This is a genomic window from Bradyrhizobium sp. S3.3.6, from assembly GCF_040546905.1.
Lineage (GTDB): Bacteria > Pseudomonadota > Alphaproteobacteria > Rhizobiales > Xanthobacteraceae > Bradyrhizobium > Bradyrhizobium cytisi.
The window spans coordinates 713,063-733,725 of the sequence record NZ_JBEPOT010000004.1; the positions used below are offsets into that span (position 1 = coordinate 713,063).

At 64.0% G+C, this 20,663-nt stretch carries 17 protein-coding genes; 8 read left to right on the forward strand and 9 right to left on the reverse strand.

All coding sequences use genetic code 11. From position 1 onward, the window contains the following. Nucleotides 1–6: 6 nt before the first annotated feature. Nucleotides 7–996 carry an SDR family NAD(P)-dependent oxidoreductase gene (locus ABID59_RS16125; RefSeq protein ID WP_354083994.1) on the reverse strand — a complete coding sequence of 330 codons (990 nt, stop codon included), beginning with the start codon at nucleotides 994–996 and terminating at the stop codon, nucleotides 7–9. A gap of 151 nt (nucleotides 997–1,147) precedes the next feature. On the opposite strand from ABID59_RS16125, the gene ABID59_RS16130 reads away from it, so the two are divergent. Continuing rightward, nucleotides 1,148–2,107: a lysylphosphatidylglycerol synthase transmembrane domain-containing protein gene (locus ABID59_RS16130; RefSeq protein WP_148751281.1), complete on the forward strand. Its 960-nt coding sequence runs from the start codon at nucleotides 1,148–1,150 to the stop codon at nucleotides 2,105–2,107. A 103-nt stretch (nucleotides 2,108–2,210) separates the two neighbouring features. Beyond that, complete coding sequence (locus tag ABID59_RS16135) at nucleotides 2,211–2,984, forward strand: glycosyltransferase family 2 protein (RefSeq protein WP_354083995.1); 774 nt, start codon at nucleotides 2,211–2,213, stop codon at nucleotides 2,982–2,984. Here ABID59_RS16135 and ABID59_RS16140 read toward each other — a convergent pair. The 4 genes from ABID59_RS16140 to rfaD form a co-directional block, all read right to left on the reverse strand. Next, on the reverse strand, nucleotides 2,962–4,884 hold the full coding sequence (locus ABID59_RS16140) for an SDR family NAD(P)-dependent oxidoreductase (protein WP_354083996.1): 1,923 nt from the start codon (nucleotides 4,882–4,884) through the stop codon (nucleotides 2,962–2,964). The two genes, ABID59_RS16135 and ABID59_RS16140, sit on opposite strands and share 23 nt — an antisense overlap. Before the next feature lie 83 nt (nucleotides 4,885–4,967). Beyond that, nucleotides 4,968–6,257 (reverse strand): O-antigen ligase family protein, encoded by a 1,290-nt coding sequence (locus tag ABID59_RS16145; protein ID WP_246229862.1) that lies wholly within the window; start codon nucleotides 6,255–6,257, stop codon nucleotides 4,968–4,970. Continuing rightward, nucleotides 6,254–7,738, reverse strand: coding sequence for a D-glycero-beta-D-manno-heptose-7-phosphate kinase (gene rfaE1 / locus ABID59_RS16150; protein WP_354083997.1), 1,485 nt, complete (start codon nucleotides 7,736–7,738; stop codon nucleotides 6,254–6,256). Before rfaE1 ends, ABID59_RS16145 begins: the two co-directional genes overlap by 4 nt. A 28-nt stretch (nucleotides 7,739–7,766) precedes the next feature. After that, entirely contained in the window at nucleotides 7,767–8,747 is a 981-nt protein-coding gene (gene rfaD, locus ABID59_RS16155) for an ADP-glyceromanno-heptose 6-epimerase (RefSeq protein WP_354083998.1), read from the reverse strand. Between the two features lie 162 nt (nucleotides 8,748–8,909). Here rfaD and waaF point away from each other — a divergent pair, with 162 nt between their 5' ends. Both waaF and ABID59_RS16165 read left to right on the forward strand, forming a co-directional pair. Then, the gene (gene waaF, locus ABID59_RS16160; RefSeq protein WP_354083999.1) at nucleotides 8,910–9,980 is read left to right on the forward strand and encodes a lipopolysaccharide heptosyltransferase II; all 1,071 of its coding nucleotides are present in this window, start codon (nucleotides 8,910–8,912) and stop codon (nucleotides 9,978–9,980) included. Next, nucleotides 9,973–10,503: a D-glycero-alpha-D-manno-heptose-1,7-bisphosphate 7-phosphatase gene (locus tag ABID59_RS16165; RefSeq protein ID WP_354084000.1), complete on the forward strand. Its 531-nt coding sequence runs from the start codon at nucleotides 9,973–9,975 to the stop codon at nucleotides 10,501–10,503. The genes waaF and ABID59_RS16165 overlap by 8 nt, the downstream gene beginning before the upstream one ends. Before the next feature lie 115 nt (nucleotides 10,504–10,618). On the opposite strand, the gene ABID59_RS16170 is transcribed toward ABID59_RS16165, so the two are convergent. Continuing rightward, nucleotides 10,619–12,334, reverse strand: coding sequence for an arylsulfatase (locus ABID59_RS16170; RefSeq protein ID WP_354084001.1), 1,716 nt, complete (start codon nucleotides 12,332–12,334; stop codon nucleotides 10,619–10,621). A gap of 523 nt (nucleotides 12,335–12,857) precedes the next feature. Next, the gene (locus tag ABID59_RS16175; protein WP_354084002.1) at nucleotides 12,858–13,895 is read right to left on the reverse strand and encodes a glycosyltransferase family 4 protein; all 1,038 of its coding nucleotides are present in this window, start codon (nucleotides 13,893–13,895) and stop codon (nucleotides 12,858–12,860) included. 126 nt (nucleotides 13,896–14,021) lie between these two features. On the opposite strand from ABID59_RS16175, the gene galE reads away from it, so the two are divergent. The 3 genes from galE to ABID59_RS16190 all read left to right on the forward strand — a co-directional run bounded on the left by galE (nucleotide 14,022) and on the right by ABID59_RS16190 (nucleotide 17,694). Next, the gene (gene galE / locus ABID59_RS16180) at nucleotides 14,022–15,035 is read left to right on the forward strand and encodes a UDP-glucose 4-epimerase GalE (protein ID WP_354084003.1); all 1,014 of its coding nucleotides are present in this window, start codon (nucleotides 14,022–14,024) and stop codon (nucleotides 15,033–15,035) included. 119 nt (nucleotides 15,036–15,154) lie between these two features. After that, the gene (locus ABID59_RS16185; protein ID WP_354084004.1) at nucleotides 15,155–16,957 is read left to right on the forward strand and encodes an ABC transporter ATP-binding protein; all 1,803 of its coding nucleotides are present in this window, start codon (nucleotides 15,155–15,157) and stop codon (nucleotides 16,955–16,957) included. A gap of 35 nt (nucleotides 16,958–16,992) precedes the next feature. Continuing rightward, a complete protein-coding gene (locus tag ABID59_RS16190; RefSeq protein ID WP_354084005.1) occupies nucleotides 16,993–17,694 on the forward strand; it encodes a fumarylacetoacetate hydrolase family protein in 702 nt (233 codons plus the stop codon). Between the two features lie 64 nt (nucleotides 17,695–17,758). Here the strand turns inward: ABID59_RS16190 and ABID59_RS16195 are convergent, their stop codons facing one another. Together ABID59_RS16195 and ABID59_RS16200 are read right to left on the reverse strand one after the other, a co-directional pair. After that, nucleotides 17,759–19,099 (reverse strand): MFS transporter, encoded by a 1,341-nt coding sequence (locus tag ABID59_RS16195; RefSeq protein WP_354084006.1) that lies wholly within the window; start codon nucleotides 19,097–19,099, stop codon nucleotides 17,759–17,761. Nucleotides 19,100–19,246: 147 nt separating this feature from the next. Then, a complete protein-coding gene (locus ABID59_RS16200) occupies nucleotides 19,247–19,705 on the reverse strand; it encodes a YybH family protein (RefSeq protein WP_354035043.1) in 459 nt (152 codons plus the stop codon). Nucleotides 19,706–19,842: 137 nt separating this feature from the next. Here ABID59_RS16200 and ABID59_RS16205 point away from each other — a divergent pair, with 137 nt between their 5' ends. Beyond that, on the forward strand, nucleotides 19,843–20,655 hold the full coding sequence (locus ABID59_RS16205; protein ID WP_354084007.1) for an amino acid kinase family protein: 813 nt from the start codon (nucleotides 19,843–19,845) through the stop codon (nucleotides 20,653–20,655). The last annotated feature ends 8 nt before the right edge of the window (nucleotides 20,656–20,663 follow it).

The window sequence follows — 20,663 nt, forward strand, 5'->3', positions numbered from 1 at the left end:
GTCATTTCAAACCTTGAAGTGGTCGCGATACCAGGTGACAAATTTGTGGACCCCGTGCTCGATCGGCGTTGACGGTGCAAAGCCGGTGTCGCGCATCAAATCCTCGACATCCGCGAACGTTTCCACCACGTCTCCCGGCTGCATCGGCAGCAATTCTTTGACCGCCGTCCGACCCAGCTCCCGCTCCAGAAGTCCGACGACATCCACCAGCTCTTCGGGACGGTGATTTCCGACATTGTAGACCCGAGACGGCGCATTTGCGGCAGCCGGATTGTCCGCAGGCACAAGATCGATCAGCTTGGACACTACACGGGTCACGTCGTCAATATAGGTGAAGTCGCGGCGCATTTTGCCATGGTTAAAGAGCCGGATCGGCTGGCCCGCCATGATGGCGTTTACAAACAGAAACATGGCCATATCAGGCCGGCCCCACGGGCCGTAGATGGTAAAAAAGCGCAAGCCCGTGACCGGCAGCCGGTAGAGATGACTGTAGGACTGCGCCATCACCTCGTTGGCCTTCTTGGTCGCAGCGTAGAAGCTCACAGGATGATCGGTCCGGTCCTGCACGGAAAACGGCAGTTTGGTGTTGGCGCCATAAACGGACGATGACGAGGCGTAGACGAGATGACGACAACCGCACGTCCGGCAGCCCTCGAGCAGGTTGAGAAAGCCCTGCAGATTGGAATCGGCGTAACTCTGCGGATGCTCGATCGAGTGGCGCACGCCGGCCTGGGCGGCGAGATGCACGACCTCTGAAAAGCGATGCCGCGCAAACAGCGCCGCCATCGTCTCGCGATCGGCGAGATCGGCCTGGACAAAGCAGAAACGGGACTCGTTGCCGAGCAGCGAAAGGCGCGCCTGCTTCAACGCCGGATCGTAATAGTTGTTGAGATTGTCGAGCCCGACCACGGACCGCCCCTCGGCCAGCAGCTGCCGGGCGGTGTGAAAGCCGATGAAACCGGCGGCTCCCGTGACCAAAATCGCCTGATCCGTCATCCTGTTCCCAAGCGATCCCAAGCCATCCTTAACGTGAGCCCGCGGCGCCTCAATGACAGCTATTGCAAGATCGGCGCCAAAACCATACCAAAGCGGCCGAATTCGGCGCCTCGCGTCGGGTTGCTCCCGAAACCCTGTTCAAGCGGGCGAGATGCGCCGAATCCTTCTGTCGACGACCAAAATCCTGATCTCCGCGGCGCTGCTCTATCTGGCGCTGCGCAAGGTCGATCTGACCGAGCTGCTCTCGCGCTTCACCGCGACCAGCCTGTTCTGGATCGGCATGGCGATCGCGGTGACGTTCCTGCAAATCTTCGTCGGCGTGCTGCGCTGGCGCGAGGTCAGCGCCGCATGCGGTGCGCCGCTCGAGCTCGGCCGCGCGATGCGCTACAACGTGATCGGCTCCTTCTTCAACCAGACCCTGCCGTCCGCAATCGGCGGCGATGCGGTCCGGCTATGGCTGGTGGCGCGCACCGGCGCCGGATGGCGCGCGGCGACCTATTCGATCTTCGTCGATCGCGCGATCGGCCTGGTCGCGCTGGCCGTCCTCATCGTCGCGAGCCTGCCCTGGAGCTACACGCTCATCGCCGATCCGCACGGCCGCTCGGCGCTGCTGCTCGTCGACTTCGCCGCACTCGCCGGCGGCATCGGCTTCCTGATCTTCGGCGCGCTGAAATGGTCGTGGCTGAAGGCCTGGTGGGCCACCCACCACATCCACGCCTGCGCGGTGATCGCCAACCGGGTGATCTTCAACCGCACGCGCGGACCTGTTATCGCGATCCTGTCGCTGCTGGTTCACGTGCTCGCCGTCGTCATCGCCTGGTGCGTGGTGCAGTCGATCGCAGCGCCGGTCAGCTTCGTGCAGGTCTTCCTGCTGGTGCCGCCGGTGATGCTGATCACGCTGATGCCGATCTCGATCGCCGGCTGGGGCGTGCGCGAGGCCAGCATGGGGCTGGCCTTCGGCTTCGCAGGGTTGGCTGCCAACGAAGGCGTCAACGTCTCGCTGCTGTTCGGCGCGGTCTCCTTCATCGTCGGCGCGTTCGGCGGCCTGGTCTGGATCCTCAGCGCGGAGAAAGCCGCGCACGGCTCGGCGCCGATCGCAGCGCGTGAATAAGCGTTCACAGGTCCGGCACGGAAGCACCGCGACTTCTGCGCCGATCTATCAACCCTCGGGGTTGTTTCCTATAATCTCCGGCGCGTAGCATCACGGATCCGGAATGAAGATCAGCGTCATCACGGCCAGCTACAACTCCCAGGCGACGATCGGCGCCACCATCGAATCCTTCCTCGCCCAGACGCATCCCGACAAGGAGATGCTGGTGGTCGACGGTGCCTCAAAGGATGCGACGCTGAAGATCGTGGAGTCGTTCGGCTCCAGCGAGATCCGCGTGATCTCCGAGCCCGACAAGGGTGTCTACGACGCCATGAACAAGGGGCTGCATCTGTTCAAGGGCGATGCGATCGGCTTCCTCAATTCGGACGACACGTTCCACGACGACGGCGCGCTGGCGGCGATCGCGGCGGCGCTGGAGCAGGCCGATGTCGTCTATGGCGACCTCGACATGGTCACCGATCACCAATCCAAGACCCTCGTGCGTGCCTGGCGTGGCGGACACTACGGGCGCTACTCGTTTCAGCTCGGCTGGGTCCCGCCGCATCCGACGTTCTACATGCGGCGCCAGGTCGCCGAGACGGTCGGCGACTACGATCTGAGCTACGTCACGACCGCCGACTACGATTACATGCTGCGTGCTCTGGCGCTGAACGACTACAGGGTCGCCTACCTTCCGCGCGTCATCGCCGATTTCCAGATGGGCGGCATCAGCACCAGTGGCTGGCGCGTGACCCTGCGCGCTAATCTGGAGTGCCTGCGGTCGCGCCGGCAGCATCTGAACGCGCCGTTCGTCGACGCCGCGTTCTTCCTGCGCTTTGCCCGGCGGATCTTTCAGCTCCGCTCGCCGGCGTCCCTCAGGATGCAGCGCTCGCGTTGAGGCCGAACTCCGGAACCGCATCCTTCAGGATGGTCCTGATCGTGGCGCGATCATCATGCGCGATGGCGAGCTCGAGCGCGGAGATCCATTTGCGCAACGTCTGCATCGGCGGCTCGTTCGGCTTCGCCGCCATGACGCCTGCGACCCCGATATCGACGGTCGGCTCCTCGGAGGCGAACAGGATCTCGTTCAGCCGCTCGCCCGGCCTCATGCCGCTGAACACGATCTCGACGTCGTGGCCGGGCTGCAAACCGGACAGCCGGATCATCCGTTCCGCCAGATCGACGATCTTCACCGGCTGGCCCATGTTCAGCACGTAGACCGAAACGTCGAAACGCTTGGCGCCGAGCGCGTGGGTGGCGGCCGTGATGACGAGATCGCAGGCCTCGCGGATCGTCATGAAATACCTGACCATGTCGGGATGCGTCACGGTGACAGGACCGCCGGCCTCGATCTGCGCCTTGAATTTCGGCACCACCGACCCGTTCGAGGCCAGCACATTGCCGAACCGGACCGAGATGAAGCGCATCGCCGGCCTGCTGCCGCCGGCCTGCGCCACGAGGTCGTGGTCGAGCGCCTGGCAATACATCTCGGCGAATCGCTTGGTCAGGCCGAGCATCGAGACCGGCTCGATCGCCTTGTCGGTCGAGATCATCACCATGGCCTCGGCGCCTGCCGCAAGCGCGGCATCGGCCACGTTGATCGAACCGAAGATGTTGGTCTTGACGCCCTCGCTCCAGTCCCGCTCCAGAATCGGAACGTGCTTGAGCGCGGCGGCATGGAACACGATGTCCGGCTTGAACTCCGCCATCAGACGCGTGATGCGCTCGCGGTCGCGGATATCGGCGATCCGGCCTTCGATCTCGGCGCCGGAACCGCGCGCAACGAGCGCCTCGGTGACCGCATAAAGGGCCGGCTCCGAATTCTCGACGATCAGAAGACGCGCCGCGCCGAACGCAACCACGCGCTCGCAGATCTCCGAGCCGATCGAGCCGCCACCGCCGGTGACGATGACGCTTTTGTCCCTGATCAGGGCTTCCAGCCGCACGTAGTCGATCGTCTCGCTCGGCCGCAGCAGCAGGTCCTCGACCGCAACCGAGGTGAGCCGCGGCATATCCCCCTGCTCGAGTGATGGCAGGCGGCTGACGATCAGGCCAAGCCGCCGCGACCGCATCAGCACGGATTCGGGATGCGATTCCGGCTCGAAGGCCGAGGGTGTCATCACCACCCGGGCGATCGATTTGTTGCGCTTCGCGAAGCTGGCGATAACGTCCTCGATGTCGTCGATCGCGCCGACGACCGGCACGTTGCGGATCAGCTGGCCGAGATCGGCCCGGGACGGCGACAGCACCCCGACCGGACGGAGGTGCTTGATGGCGCCGCTCTCGACGCCACGCAGCACGACCTCGGCATCGGCAGCGCGCCCGATCAGGAGCGTCATCGCGGCATTTTCGGTCCTGACGTGATGCATCACGCGGGTATAGCGGAAATAGCGGTAGGTCAGCCGCAGCGCGCTCAGCGCGGAGATTTCCAGGAACCAGTAAAGGACGATGGTGATCTTGCCGAGAAAGAAGGTGCCGTGCACGTTCGGGGCGACAAAGACATAGTCGAGCACGAGGAGAGCGACGGTGAGCACCGTGGCGACGCGGATGATGTTGAGCGCATCAGGCAGCGAGATGAAGCGCCACTTCGTGGTCGTCAGGTTGAAGACGTAGAAGACGACCACGCTGAAGGCGAGGAAATAGGGCAGGATCTGCAGCAGCAGCGGCAAGCGGGCTGTGAAGCCCGCGCCGCCCTCGAAGCGCAGATAGAACGCAACGAACAGGGCCGCGGCCGTCGCCACCAGGTCGTGAAGCGCGATCAGGAAGTTACGCAAGGTAAGATGCGAAAGACGCGTCATCTGCGGCCGAATATCTCCAATGCTGCATACAACCTGACCGCGCTGATAGCGCATCTCGCCGGGACTTGCCAGCGCTCCGAAGCTCAGGCGCGGGCTTCTCCCGGGCTGCGGCCGTTCCGGCGCGAATTGAGCACCATGCCGCCGGCCACACCGACACCGAGCACGTACATCCACCCTTCATGGAAGTCGAAAAGATGGGAATTGAACAGCGAGGTGAATACGTTTTGGACAACGACCAGCAAGCCGATCCAGCTGGCGAGCGCGTCGCCGCGGAACAGGAGGAGATGCACCGCCCACATCGCATACAGGATGATGATGCCGACAACGCCCCATTGCACGGCCACGTTCAGCGTCTGGTTATGGGGATTGCCGATCACCTCGCTTGAGGCCTGGTAGGGGCCGCCGGTCGCAGCCAGCTCGAACAGGCCGCGCGTCGAGCCGGTTCCATGACCGACGACCGGCGCCTCGGCAAAGAAACCCAGCGATTTACGCCAGAACTCGAGCCGAAGTCCGATCGATGTCGGGATGCCCTTGTCCTTGTAGAGCTCGTACTGAACGGAGAATGTTTCAATCGTGTTGTGCAGCGTCGACGAGGTCTTCCATGTCAGCGCGGCGAGGGCTACGAGAGCCGCGAAGATGATCAGGATGCTGCGCCATTTCAAATGCAGCAGCCCGAACACCGCCAGCATGATCGGTACGGTCACGAGTGCGGTGCGCGAGATTACTACAAAGGCCATGTTGACGAAGAAGCTGAGCGCGACCGCCGCCAGCAGCCCGGCCAGCCAGACCCTGTTCTGCTGCAGCAGCTTCACGATCGGAAACGCGAGCGCGACCGCGCACAGCGTGAACTCCTGGCTCTGGTCGATGTAGTTCTTCACGAAGATGCCGCGCGAATTGGGTTCGTCAGGCGGCTTCAGGGAGAACGTGGGATGGAAAACCACGAGCCAGGACATCACTGAGAGCAGCGCACAGGAAACCAGAAATGCGATGAACACAAGGTGCCCGCGCGACGAGCGTTCGAAATGATAGATCAGGACCGGGAGCACGAGCAGCTTCGTCGTCGGGTTCACGGCGTAGAGCCGCGCTCCCCAGGGCGCCCCTGACCACAGCGTGCCGACGAGCGCGAGCAGGAACAGGGCGATCGGCAGTGCGCAGACCGGTCGCTTCAGCGACTGAAGGAAGTCCCTGACGTCGAGAAACGGCACCATGCAAATCAGCATCGTGACGTTGAAGATCGCCGCCAGCGACGTCGACCACGGCAGTGAGGCCGCGGTCAGGATGGCAAACAGGTCGACCGTCTCGGACCATGCCGCCGGACTGCGCAAGCGCCGCAGCGTCGTCCCCCACATCGTGTCCCGCACGAGCTCCGTCACTTCGTCTCTCCGCGCGCGCGATGGACCAGCGCCGTCGTGCTGAAGCCCTTGAGGATGTCGACCAGCACGACCGTGCCGCCCGCGGCCTCGACGACCTCGTGGCCGACCACCTGCTCGCGGGTGTAATCGCCGCCTTTGACCAGGACGCTCGGCGTGATGCGCGCGATCAGGTCGATCGGCGTGTCCTGCTCGAAGATCACGACGAGATCGACGGCTTCGAGCGCGGCCAGCACTTCGGCACGCGCCCGCTCGTCCTGGACCGGGCGATCCGCGCCCTTCAGCCGCCGCACCGAGGCGTCGCTGTTCAGCCCGACGATCAGGCGGTCGCAGGCGGCGCGCGCCGCGGTCAGCACCTTGACATGGCCGGGATGCAGGATGTCGAAGCAGCCATTGGTGAAGCCGACGCGCAGCCCCTGCCCCTTCCATTCGGCGAGCTGGGCCTCGAGCGTATCAGGCGCGCTCACGACCTTCTCCTCGGCCGCGAGAGTGGCATGCGGCAGGATCTTTCGCCGCAGCTCGTCGGCGCTCACGCTGGCGGTGCCCTGCTTGCCGACCGCGACGGCGGCGGCCGCACTCGCAACGCGCAGCGCCGTGTCCCAATCCGCGCCCGCCGCGATCGAGACCGCGAGCGCGGCGGCGACGGTATCACCAGCGCCGGAGACGTCGCGCACCTTCACCGGGAAAGCCGGAACATGGACGGCTTCACCCTTGCGCGGCACCAGCGTCATGCCGTGCTCGCCCTGGGTGACCAGGATCGCTTCGCAATCAGCCAGCCGCATCACGTCTTCCGAGGCATCGACGATGCTCTGCACCGTGTCGGCGCGGCTACGGGTGGCTTCCGAAAATTCCTTGCGGTTGGGCGTGAGCAGCGTGGCGCCGCGATAGATCGCCCAGTTCAGGCTCTTGGGATCGACGATCACGGGCTTGCCGAGCTTTCGCGCGGCGTCGATGGTGTGGCGGATCACGCGCGCGGTCAGCACGCCCTTGGCGTAGTCGGACAGCAGCACGATGTCGGCGCGCGCGATCTGCGGCAGGATCGCCTCGATCAGCCTGGTCTCGACCTCGTCGGAGGCCGCTATCGCCTGCTCCCAATCCGCGCGCAGCATATGCGTGGAAAAATGCTCGGAGACGAAGCGGACTTTTCGCGTGGTCGGCCGCGACGGGTCGCACACCAGTACGCTCTCGATGCCGGCATAATCCGCCAGCGCGGCCTTGAGCCGCGCCCCTGCATCGTCCTCGCCGACGAGGCCGACGAAGACGCAGCGGGCCCCGAGCGAGGCGATATTGCGCGCGACGTTGCCGGCGCCGCCGATATGGATCTCGCTGCGCTGGGCCGCGATGACGGGCGTCGGCGCTTCCGGCGAAATCCGCGACACCTCGCCATAGACGAACTCGTCCAGCATGATGTCGCCGATGCAGAGCACCGTGCGGCCGGAGATGGCTTGCGCGAGGGCATCGAAATCGAGAATGGGCGTCGGCATGGTGATTGGGCCTCAGATCCTTGGGGCCTTAACGGAAACGGTCGGGCCGGTCGAGATAATCGGCGACATAGGCCTTCACCGCGTCCTCGAGCGTCGTGAAGCCGCCGTTATAGCCGGCGCGGTGGAGACGATCGACCTTGCTCTCGGTGAAATACTGATAGCTGCCGCGGATCTGCTCGGGCATGTCGACATAGTCGATATTGGGCCTGGTGCCGAGCGCGGCATAGGCAGCCAGCATCTGCTCCCGGAAGCTGCGCGCCTTGCCGGTGCCGACATTGAACAGCCCCGACACCGATGGCGTTGCCAGCAGCCACAGGATCACGCGCACGACGTCGTCGACATAGATGAAATCGCGGCGCTGGTCGCCGTCGGCGATGCCGTCGCGATGCGACTTGAACAGCTGCACGACGCGGCCCGCCTTGACGTCGTCGAAGCGGCGCGCCAGCACGCTCATCATCGTGCCCTTGTGGTATTCGTTCGGGCCGAACACATTGAAGAATTTCAGGCCCGACCATTGCGGCGGCAGCCTCTCGCCGCGCGCGACGCGCTCGGCGACCGCGAGATCGAACAGCTGCTTGCTCCAGCCGTAGAGATTCATCGGCCGCAGCTTCTTCAGCGCCGGCAGCGAGGCATCGTCGTCAAAACCTTCCGCGCCGTCACCATAGGTCGCAGCCGACGACGCGTAGATCAGCGGCACCGCATTGGCCGTACACCAGTCGAGCAGGCGCATCGAGAAGCGGAAATTGGTCTCGATCACGAGGTCGCCGTCGGTCGCCGTGGTCTCGGAAATCGCCCCGAGATGGATCACGGCATCGAGCTTGCGGCCCTTCAGCCAGTCAGGCAGCTCGGCCGGGGGAACGATATCCACAAGCTGCCGTTTGGCGAGATTGCGCCATTTGCCGTCGCTGCCGAGGAGATCGCAGACCACGACGTCGCTGCGGCCGGCGTCGTTCAGCGCCGCGACGACATTCGATCCGATAAAACCGGCCCCGCCGGTCACCAGCAACATTCCAATCACCCTGCCCGAGTTTTTGCGGCCCGATATCTGCCGTAGCGCATCATCTGCCAAAGTGTAAGCATTTTGGGACCGGCACTTCTCCCGGCTTTACCTGCCGGTCCGGAGCGGCTAACCGAACCGCCTCATCAGAGCGTCGGCGGGCACCTTCAACGAATGAATAATGATTCGCAATTTGGCGGAAGTGAGGATCGGAGCGACACCCGCCCGATCCTGATCGTCCCTTATATGTGGATCGGTGATTTCGTCCGGAATCACACCGTGGTTCGGGTGCTGAAGGAGCGATGGCCGAATCGGCCGGTCGATCTCCTGACCACGCCTCTGTGCGCGCCCCTAGTCGACTATATGCCCGGGGTACGCGCCGGGCTTGTCTGGGACCTGCCCCGCAGCCGCCTCGCCGTGGGCCGCCAGCTCGGCCTGGCGCGGCTCCTGCGCGAGCGGAACTACGGCACCGCCCTAGTGCTGCCGCGGACCTGGAAGGCGGCCATTGCACCGGCGCTGGCCGGCATCCCTGAAAGGGTCGGCTTCGTCGGCGAATTCAGGTTCGGCCTGCTCAACCGCTGGCGCTGGGGCGAGAAGAAGCTGCCCCGCTTCATCGACAAGAACGCCGCGCTGGCCCAGCCCGACGGCGCGCCCCTGCCGCGGGAATGGCCGGTGCCGCAATTGCGGGTGCCGGCCGAGGAGATCGCCGGTTGGCGGCAGGCCAATGGCCTCAGCGCCGGCGCCGCCGTGGCGCTCGCCCCCGGCTCGGTCGGGGCGTCAAAACGCTGGACCTTCTATCCGGAGGCTGCCCGCCTGCTGGTCGAGCGCGGGCTCGAGGTCTGGGTGGTCGGCGGCCCCGCAGAAAAGGGCCTCGCCCAGGAGATTGTCGCGGCCGGTGGCGCGGGCGTGAGGGACCTCACCGGCAACGATCTGCGCAACGGCGTCCTCGCCATGGCCGCGGCCGGCGTCGCGATCTCCAACGACTCGGGCCTGATGCATATCGCGGCCGCGCTCGACACCCCCACCATGGGCATCTTCGGCCCGACCAGCCCCTCTCTCTGGGCGCCCCTCAACGGCCTCGCCGCGACCGTGGTCCAGAACAAGAGCGCGCTCGCCTGCCAGCCCTGCCAGAGCACGATCTGCAAGATGAATGACCACCGCTGCATGCGTGACATCGCGGCACAGGACGTGGTCGAGATCGCAAGAGACGTGCTGGCCAGGACTCAGGGGCTTGCAAATGTCTGACGGCCGCGCGGCGAAGCCCGCCGCATTCCTCGATCGCGACGGCGTCATCAACCATGACGATAGCTATATCGGCACGCGCGACCGCATCCGTTGGATGCCCAACGTCGCCAGAGCCATCCGCCGTCTCAATGAGGCCGGCTATTGGGTGTTCGTCTTCACCAACCAGTCCGGCGTCGCGCGCGGCCTCTTCACCGAAGAGGACGTGAACCGGCTGCACGGCTGGATGCGCGACGAGCTCGCCCGCGAAGGCGCTCGTGTCGATGACATCCGCTTCTGTCCGTATCATCCGCAAGGAACGGTCGCCGGCTACATCGCCGAGCATGATTGGCGCAAGCCCGCGCCCGGCATGTTGCGCGATCTCGTCCAGCACTGGCCGGTGCAACTCGACGGCAGCTTCGTGATCGGAGATCAGGCCCGGGACATCGAAGCCGGCAAGGCGCTCGGGCTGCCTGGCTTTCTCTTTCCAGGCGGCGACCTCGACGCGTTCGTGGCGGGGGTGCTGGCGCGGAACAGGCGGGCTTAGACGGCCGGTCCGCTCGACTCCCGCAAAGCGACTATCACCAACGTTGATGCATGTCGCCTGGGGCGTGGGGCGGCCCGGATGCGGGCCGTCCCACCATGACGATCATAGGCACAGCTTATTTTCCCATCGCCGTCCTTGCAGCCTCGATTTTCGCCTTCACGGCATCGAGGTTGAAGCTCGCGCCCTTCTGCATTGGCGGAAACTCGACGGCGGTCATGGCCAGTTTCTCGACCTCCTGCTGGACAAACACGAATCGCCAGAACTCATATTTGAACCAGTCGAAGTATTCTTGCGCGCCGTATTTGGTCCCACTGTCTGGCCAGCCCGTTCGCTCGAACGGATCGAGGCGAAGGTTGATCAGGTACGGTACGTCGACCTTGCTCTTTTCGCCGAGCCATCCGCCGGGCTGGTCGATGAAACGATATTTGTAGTCGTCGATGCGCACGGCCCCCAGCTCGCTTTCGCCGAAGTACCAGATTTCGTGCCGGTTCGACGGTCCCTTGCCGGTGATCATGTCCATCTGATTGTAGCCGTCCAGATGGCATTTGTAGCTGCGGTCACCGATGAGCTTGCCGTTCTTCAACTCGTTGGCAATGTTCGGATTGCCGGCAGCGGCCAGCAAGGTCGGGAACCAGTCCAGCCCGGAGATGATACCATTCTCGACCTTGCCGGCCGGCACCTTGCCCGGCCAGCGGATCATCGCCGGCGCGCGGAAGCCGCCTTCCATGACCGTACCTTTGCTCTGCGCGAACGGCGTCTGTCCGCCATCCGGCCAGGTGAAGACCTCGGTGCCGTTGTCGGTGGTGAAGATGACGATGGTGTTGTCATCCACGCCCATGTCCTTGAGCTTTTGCATCACGATGCCGACATCGTCGTCGAGCTGCGCCATGCCGGCTTCATGAATCGACCAGCCGTTCTTGGAGTTGCGCATCGCCTGGTACTTCGGCGACAGGTGCGTGACGATGTGCATGCGGGTTGGATTGAGCCATAAGAAGAACGGCTTGTTCTCCGCCTTTGCCCTTTCAATGAACCCCAGCGCTAAGTCGCGGATCTCGTCGTCCACGGTTTCCATCCGCTTGGGATAAAGCGTTCCGGCATCCTCAATCCTCTGCTTGCCGACCTTGCCCCAGCGCGGATCGACGGTGGCATCGTCCACAGTCGTTGCCCACGAATGGATCATGTTGCGCGGACCGACTTTATTCAGCAGCTCCTGCGGATAGGCCGGGTGGGCCGGGTCTTCCATCGCATCGAGGTGGTACAGATAGCCAAAGAATTCGTCGAAGCCGTGCACTGTCGGCAAAAACTCGTTCTTGTCGCCAAGGTGGTTCTTGCCGAACTGGCCAGTGGCATAACCCATCCCTTTTAGCGCGGTGGCAATCGTCACGGCCTCCGCGGGCAAGCCTGTGGGGGCGCCTGCTTGACCGACTGTCGTCATGCCGGTGCGGATCGGGAGCTCGCCAGTGATGAAGTTGGCGCGGCCCGCGGTGCAACTCGCCTCGGCGTAGTAATCGGTAAACAGCATGCCCTCGGCCGCAATCTTATCGAGGTTCGGCGTCCGGCCAGCCATCATCCCACGATGGTAAGCACCGATATTCCAGATGCCGATATCGTCGCCCATGATGACGACGATATTGGGCCGTTGCCCGGCCGGGGTTGGGGCCTGGGCCGCGGTTGGCTGCTGCGCTTGCGCGAAACTTATCGGACCGACGGCGGAGAGTGCCAAAGCCGCGGTGAGAGAGCTACCGCTCAACAAGAGATCGCGGCGCTTCAATTCTGGACCCGTTGGCCGTGAGGTTGTCTCGGGCTTTGCCGGAATCCTATCGTTACTCATGACATGATCCTCCTCCTGGCATGCACCTGAAGCCGACATGGCTTGCAGAAGTGTCGACCCGGCTCGGCATTGCGCGCGGCCGGGGTGTTCTCGGCGGCTATAAATCGAGAGAGCAAAGATGCCAGCCGCCTCTTAGGCACCTCGCGGACAAAGGGCTTTCGTGGGAGGCCCGATTGCATAAAAGCAAAATGGCAACCGGGGGTCGATTAAAATCAAATGAACACAAGCCGCGAGAGCATGGCCGTGATCCAGCAAAAGGTCTCGATTTCCGCCCGCTTGCCTTAGTGACGTTGTCAGTTCATTCGCGGAGAAAGGGCAGCGTCGCTGACGCTTGCGAAGGCGGCGTTTTGACTCAAGTAGCCACCGAAGCTACGCCGATCATGACATCGTGCCCTTGTTTTGCCCGACGAGTCAAATGAAATTCGTAAAATCCGCACCTTCCCGTGCCTGCCCGGCAAGCCGTTGATTTTGCTGCCTCGGGCTACTGTGCATGGGCTTGTTTCGCGTTTTTGTCTGCGGTCGCTCAGAGCAGCGGACGATAGATCTCGCCGATCCGCGCCGCCTCGGCGTCGAGGCTGAACTTTTCGAGCACGCGGGCGCGACCGCGCTCGCCCATCGCGGTCGCGAGAGCCACGTCGCGCATCAGCGGCTCGAGCGCAGCCATCAGCGCCTCCGCATCACCGGTCGGGATCAGCACGCCGCTCACGCCATCCTCGACCACGAGTTCGGCCGCACCGGCGCGCGCAGCGACCAGCGCGCTGCCGGCCGCCATCGCCTCGATCAGCGTCAGGCCAAAGCCTTCGTTGCGCGAGGTGAAGGCGTAGATCGTCAGCCGCTTGTGCCAGCGCTGCACCTGTTCGATCGGCAATTCGCCGGTGATGACGATGCGCGACGGCAAGCCGGCTGCTTCGATGCGCTTCTTCAGATCGTTGGCAAAGGGCGCCTGTTCGGCCGTGACCTGTCCGACGATCACGGCCGTGAAATCCGGATAGCGCGGCAGCAATCTACACATCGCATCGACGAACACATCGGTGCCCTTCTGCGCGCGCACGCGGCCGAAGCAGCCGATGGCGTAACGGCCCGGCAAGCCGCTTTCCGCGAACGCGGCGGCGCGATCTGCTGGCGGCGCATAGACATCGGTGTCGACGCCATGCGGGATCACGGTCGATTGCACTTTGAGAAACGAGGCCGAGATGTCTGACGTCGCGATGATCGCGTCCATCTGCCGGATCAGCCAGCGCGTGATCCAGCTGTGATGCCGCTGCGCCGCCGAGGTGAAGACGAGCTTGAGCGGCCAGCCGAGCGCGCGCAGCACGACGCCTGCGATCATCTCGTTGTTGCGGCGCGCATGCCAGATCAGCGGCGACTTGCGGCGCCACAGTTTCAGGACATCGGCGGCATCAAGCCGCGCGATTCCCTCCGGCGCGTCCGATCCGAACCATGCGGCGCGATAGAGTTTTGCCAGCCGCGGCGCCACCATCCGGTTGGTCGCGGTGACCCCGGAATAGCGCCTGTGCAGATTTGGTACGATCACCTGCAGATCGTCCGGGAAATTCGCCACGTCATGCTCCGTCTGATGCGCCCCCTATACGCAACATTAAGCATAGTGACCAGTTCAGGGCTGCCGAAACCCCCTCTTCACCGCGCAAACGTTAACTTGGTGCGTTGATCGAAGACGGGTGAGATCATGACTGTGCTAGTCACCGGCGGCGCCGGCTATATCGGAAGTCACACGGTCCTCGCGCTGGCGGAAGCCGGCGAGGACGTCGTCGTGATCGACGATCTCTCCACCGGTTTCTCCGCCTACCTGCCGGAAGGCGTGCCGCTGTTCATCGGCGATGCCGGCGACGAGAATTTGCTCGAGGGCGTGATCGCCCAGCACAACATCGAGAGCATCATCCATTTCGCCGGCTCGGTGGTCGTGCCGGAGTCGATGCGCGATCCGCTCGGCTACTACCGCAACAATTTTATGACCGCGCGCAACCTGCTCAACGTCGCGGTCAAGCGCGGCATCAGCCGCTTCATCTTCTCCTCGACCGCCGCCGTCTACGGCAATCCGGACCAGGTGCCGGTGCCCGAGCACGCGCCGACGCGGCCGCTGTCGCCCTACGGTTCGTCGAAGCTGATGACCGAGATCATGCTGCACGACGTCGCCGCCGCCTACGGCATGCAGTACGTCGTGCTCCGCTATTTCAACGTCGCCGGTGCCGACCCGCAGGCCCGCATTGGCCTTGCCACCGCCGGCGCCACGCATCTGCTCAAGATCGCGGTGGAAGCCGCGACCGGGCAGCGCGCCAAGATCGACGTGTTCGGCACCGACTACCCGACCCAGGACGGCAGCTGCATCCGCGACTTCATCCACGTCACGGACCTGTCGCAGGCGCATCGCTCGGCGCTGGCTTACCTGCGCAATGGCGGCGCCTCGACGACGCTGAACTGCGGCTATGGCCGCGGCTATTCGGTGCTCGAAACCATCGACGCCGTACGCCGGGTGTCGGGCCGCAGCTTCGCCGTGCAATACGCCCCGCGTCGGCCCGGCGACATCATGACCATGGTCGCCGACACCAGCCGCATCCGCGGCCTGCTCGACTGGAAACCGCAATATGAGGACCTCGAGACCATCGCGGCGCACGCGCTGGCCTGGGAGGACAAGCTGTTCCGCGAGCGCCATGGCGAGCTCCGCCACGCCGTCTCGGCCTAAAACCTCTCCAGGCGCAAGCCCTTAATTGGGCTTGAAAAGCGTAGCTTTAGCGGGCACAGAGGCCATTCGATCCCTGACGCGCGGGCAGGCTTTTCGCCTTGGCCGTCAATGGACTACGGATGGCCCAGTTTCCAAAGAAAATCACCGACGATCCCTATGAGGCGATGGTCCTCATTCGCCGCCTGGTCACGGAACAGGGCGTCGTCTACTGGCGGCGCTACCTCGTCGCCTTTGCGCTGATGGCGGCGGCCGCAGGCGCCACCGCAGGCGCGACCTACGTGCTCGGCCAGGTCATCAACCAGGCCTATGTCGACAAGAACATCCCGGGCATCGCGATGTTCTCGGGCGTCACCGTGATCCTGCTGTTCATCAAGGGCGTGGCGACCTACGGCCACATGGTGATCCTGACCAAGATCAGCAACGCCATCCTCGCCACCAACCAGCGCCAGCTGTTTGCCAAGCTGATGCGCGAGAGCGTCGGCTTCTTCTCCGAGCGGCATTCGTCCGAATTTTTGGCCCGGCTGACGGCCGGCGCCAAGTCGATCACCGATGTGCTCAACATGCTGGTCAACGCCATCGGGCGCGATCTGCTGATGCTGCTCGCCATGATCGGCGTGATGGTGTGGCAGGATCCGCTGATGTCGCTGATCGGGCTCGTCGCGGTGCCGCCGGCGATGCTGGTGCTGCGCAAGCTGGTCAAGCGCATCAAGGGCCTCGCCTTCAACCAGTTCACCGGCACCGCCGACATCATGGAAACGATGCAGGAATCGCTGCAAGGCATCCGCACGGTGAAAGCGTTCACGCTCGAAGACACCATGCAGAAGCGCATCGACGAGAACATCGGAATCGTCGAGCGCAACGCCAACAAGATGGCCCGCGTCGCCAACCGCTCCAACCCGCTGATGGAAATGCTCGGCGGCTTCGCGGTCGCCGGCTGCTTGCTTTATGGCGGCTACAGCGTGGTCGCGCTCAACGCCACGCCCGGCGCGTTCTTCTCGTTCATGACCGCCTTCCTGATGGCGACCGAACCGGCCAAACGGCTGGCGCGGCTCAACATCGACCTCAACAGCCAGCTCGTCGGCGCGCGCATGCTGCTCGAAGTCGTCGACAGCCCGGCCAGCGAGCATTCCGACGACGACAAGCCGGCCCTCAAGCTCTCCGATGCGCGGATCGAGCTGCGCGACGTCAGCTTCTGCTATCGCGCCAATGAGATCGTGCTCAACCGCATGAGTTTTGTCGCCGAGCCCGGTAAGGTCACCGCGCTGGTCGGCCCCTCCGGCGGCGGCAAGTCGACCGTGCTGGCGCTGCTGCTGCGCTTCTACGAGGTGACGCAAGGCGACATCGTGATCGACGGCCAGCCGATCGGAGCGGTGTCGCGCAAATCGCTGCGGGCGCAGACCGCCTATGTCGGCCAGGACGTCTATCTGTTCCGCGATACCATCCGCAACAACATCGCCTTCGGCAGACCGGGCGCGAGCGAGAGCGAGATCATCGACGCCGCGAAGGCAGCCTGCGCGCATGATTTCATCATGAGCTTCCCGCTCGGCTACGACACGCCGGTCGGCGAGCACGGCACGCAGCTTTCCGGCGGCCAGCGCCAGCGCATCGCGGTTGCGCGCGCGCTGATCAAGAACGCGCCGATCATTCTCTTGGACGAAGCCACCGCCGCGCTCGATTCCGAGTCCGAACGCCAGGTCCAGCAGGCGATCGAGCATCTCTGCCAGAACCGCACCACCATCGTGATCGCGCACCGGCTGCACACCATCATGCATGCGGATGCGATCCTGGTGGTCGAAGGCGGCGAGATCGTCGAGCAGGGCCGGCATGACGAGCTGCTGCGCCGCTCGGGCCGCTACGCCTCGTTCTTCCGCCTGCAGCATCACGATGCCGGCGCTCTGGCGCCGATCAGCGCCACCGCATAGAGTTCTGTCCACCTCAAGAGCAGCGAGATCGCTTCATGAACGCCGCCTCCTACGTCATTCCGCTTCCGCCGCAGGCTTCGCTTCCCGTCGTCGGCGAGGCCGGCCGTTATCCGGTGCGCCGCATCTGGTGCGTCGGCCGCAACTATCTCGAGCACATCCGCGAGATGGGCAATGACGAGCGCGCGCCGCCGTTCTTCTTCGCCAAGCACGCCGACATGCTGGTGCCGGACGGCGCCACCATTCCCTATCCGCCGCTGACCAAGGATCTGCATCACGAGGTCGAGCTGATCGTCGCGATGAAGAGCGGCGGCCTCAACATTCCCGCCGACAAGGCGCTCGACCACGTCTACGGCTACGCCGTCGGTATCGACCTCACCCGCCGCGACCTCCAGATCGCCTCGCGCAAGAAGGAGCGCCCGTGGGAGATCGGCAAGTCGTTCGACGGCTCGGCGCCCGCCTCTGCGGTGCAGCCGGTCTCGAAGATCGGCCATCCCGCCAAGGGCAAGATCTGGCTCACGGTCAACGGCAAGGAAGCCCAGAAGGGCGACCTCAACGAGCTGATCTGGAACGTGCCGGAAATCATCTGGCAGCTCTCGCAGCAGGTGAAGCTCGCCGCCGGCGACATCATCATGACCGGCACGCCGGCCGGGGTGTCGCAGCTCCAGCCCGGCGACAAGCTCGAATGCGGCGTCGACGGCGTCGGCACGCTGAAGGTGAGCATCGGCCAGCCGGAGTAAGGCTGACCTCGAGATCACGGGAAAAGCAAAGCCCCGGAGATGGCGTCCGGGGCTTTTTGTGGTCTCAAACTCGCCGCTCGTGCGCGCCCACCGCGTTGATGTCCTTCCCGGTGTAATCGGTCATCATCGCGGTTGCGGCCAGCGTTATGACTGCGCAAATCGCGATATAGACCGCAATGGCGGTCGCCGAGTGGAACGTGCCGAACAGCCAGGCGGCGATCAGCGGCGCGGGGCCGCCGGCGATCACGGATGCGAGCTGATAGCCGAGCGAGGAGCCGCTGTAGCGCAGGCGCCCGGTAAAGCTCTCGGCGATCAACGCGGCTTGCGGCCCATACTGCATGTCATGCGGAATCAGCGACAGGATGATCGCCAGGAAGATGATGGTTGGCGATCCGGTATTGAGCATCGCGAAATAGATGAAGCCGAAGATGCCCGTGGCAGCAGCGCCGAGCATGTACATGTTCTTGCGGCCGATCTGATCGGAGATGTGCCCGCAGAGCGGGATCGAGACAAAGGACAGCACCGAGGCCGAGAGCACCGCGGTCAGCAGGAAGTCGCGCGAAACGTGCAGGGTACCGATGCCATAGGAGAACACGAAGGCAGTGAAGATGTAGAACGGCGCCTGCTCCGACATGCGCGCGAACGCGGACAGCAGAATCTCCTTCGGATATTCCCGGATCACGGTCAGCATCGGCGTGCGCTCGACCTGACGTTCAGCCACGAGCTTTGAGAACACGGGCGTTTCGAGAATGCCGAGCCGGATGTAGAGGCCGACACCGACCAGGATGATGCTGAGCGCGAACGGAATGCGCCACCCCCACGCCAGGAACTGATCGCCCGCCATCTGGCTGAACGCCAGCACGGCAAGATTGGCGAGAAATAGGCCGCATGGCACGCCGAATTGCGGCCATGATGCGATCAATCCTCGGGATTGATCGTTGCGGGCCCATTCCATCGACATCAGCACCGAGCCGCCCCACTCGCCGCCGACGCCAACGCCCTGAATGAATCGCAGTACGGTCAGGATCGCGGCGCCCCAGATGCCGATGCTTGCATAGGTCGGCACCACGGCCACTGCGGCAGTCGCCAGTCCCATCAAGAGCAGGGTCGCGATCAAAGTGGATTTGCGTCCGATGCGGTCGCCATAGTGCCCAAAGATGGCCGCGCCGATCGGGCGCGCGACGAAGCCGACCGCGTAGATCGCAAACGCCTCCAGCGTGCCGACCCAGGGATCGGAGTGCGGAAAGAACAGCTTTGCGAAAACCAGACCCGTGACGGTGCTGTAGAGAAAAAAATCATACCATTCGATCGCAGTCCCGATCGTGGAGGCGATCACGGCGCGACGAAGCTGGCGCTGATGCTCGGATGTGGTGAGTTGGGTGACATCAAGGTCGAGTGTTGCCATCGGAATGCTCCCTCCGATAGACCCCCACTTGCGCGTTTTCATCGATTGTTCGTTGCGGAACAAACGATATCAGGTTCCAATGGTTCCAGCAGGCTGGAACGAGAGGCTAAGACTTTAGTCGCCGATGGAGCCCGCGGTGACCGCCCTCTACCAAGCCTTCACCGGCCGATTGGCGTGGCTCGTCTGCGGCACACCGCGATTGAGCGACATGTGCGAATGCACGCACAGCCAACCATCGCGGTCTCTTGAAAACACCATCGTCGCCCGGCCGGGACGCGGAAATGCGCTGCCATCGGGATGATAGCCCGTGCTCGTCCAGGGCGCGATCACCGTCGCCATCGTGCCGTCGGGGGATGCCAGGATCGCGATCTGATCGAGCACGAAGCGGAAGTCGGTCGTCTTCGGCCAGACGTTGTCCCATTGCGTCGCGACCCATTGATCGAGGCCGGGGATGACATCGTTATGCGTGCCGAAAGCCAGCGCGTCAGGATGGAAGAGCGGCCGCGCCGAGGCATAGTCGACCTCGCGGACATAACCCGCGAAGGTTTCCAGCCACTGACGAAAGAACTGCGTTATATCGGTATTCGCGGTCGGCAAGGAGGCCATCGCCTGCTCCATATTCGGGCAACTCAATCCCGGCAATCTTTGTTGCCACGGGCCGAACTATCCAGCAAGACTCCCACACGCGGTCAGGACCGGAGGGGTCGCCGCAGAGAATGCATTGACAACGAGAGGTGTCTCTGATGTCGACCACGACTACCGAGCTTGAAGCGCTGCTGATGCAGCGCTCGCTCACCGACCCACAGCTTGTCGCCGCCGCAGAGCAAGCTTCGGACTTCCGCATCCTGCCGAACGCAACCGTCATCAAGATCGGCGGACAGAGCATGATCGATCGCGGTCGCGCCGCAGTCTATCCGATCGTCGAGGAGATTGTTGCGGCCCGTAAAGCCCACAAGCTCCTGATCGGCACCGGCGCCGGCACCCGCGCGCGGCATCTCTATTCGATCGCCGCCGGGCTCCGCCTGCCGGCCGGCGTGCTGTCGCAGCTCGGCGCTTCCGTGGCCGACCAGAACGCCGCGATGCTTGGACAGCTGCTTGCCAAGCACGGCATCTCTGCCGTCAGCAGCGCCGGGCTATCGTCCGTGCCGCTGTTCCTCGCCGAAGTGAACGCGGTGGTCTTCAGTGGCATGCCGCCCTATAGCCTGTGGATGCGGCCGGCGGCCGAGGGCGTGATCCCGCCCTACCGCACCGACGCCGGATGCTTCCTCGTCGCCGAGCAGTTCGGCTGCAAGGCGATGATCTATGTGAAGGACGAGAACGGCCTTTACACAGCAAACCCGAAAACATCGAAGAATGCGACCTTCATTCCGAAAATCTCGGTGGCGGAAATGAAGGCCAAGGGTCTGCAGGATTCCATCCTGGAATTCCCGGTGCTCGATCTCCTCACCGCGGCGCGCCACGTCCGCCAGGTGCAGGTCGTGAATGGCCTCGTCCCCGGCAATCTCACCCGCGCGCTCGCGGGCGAGCATGTCGGCACTATCATCACCGCGAGCTGAAGAGAGCA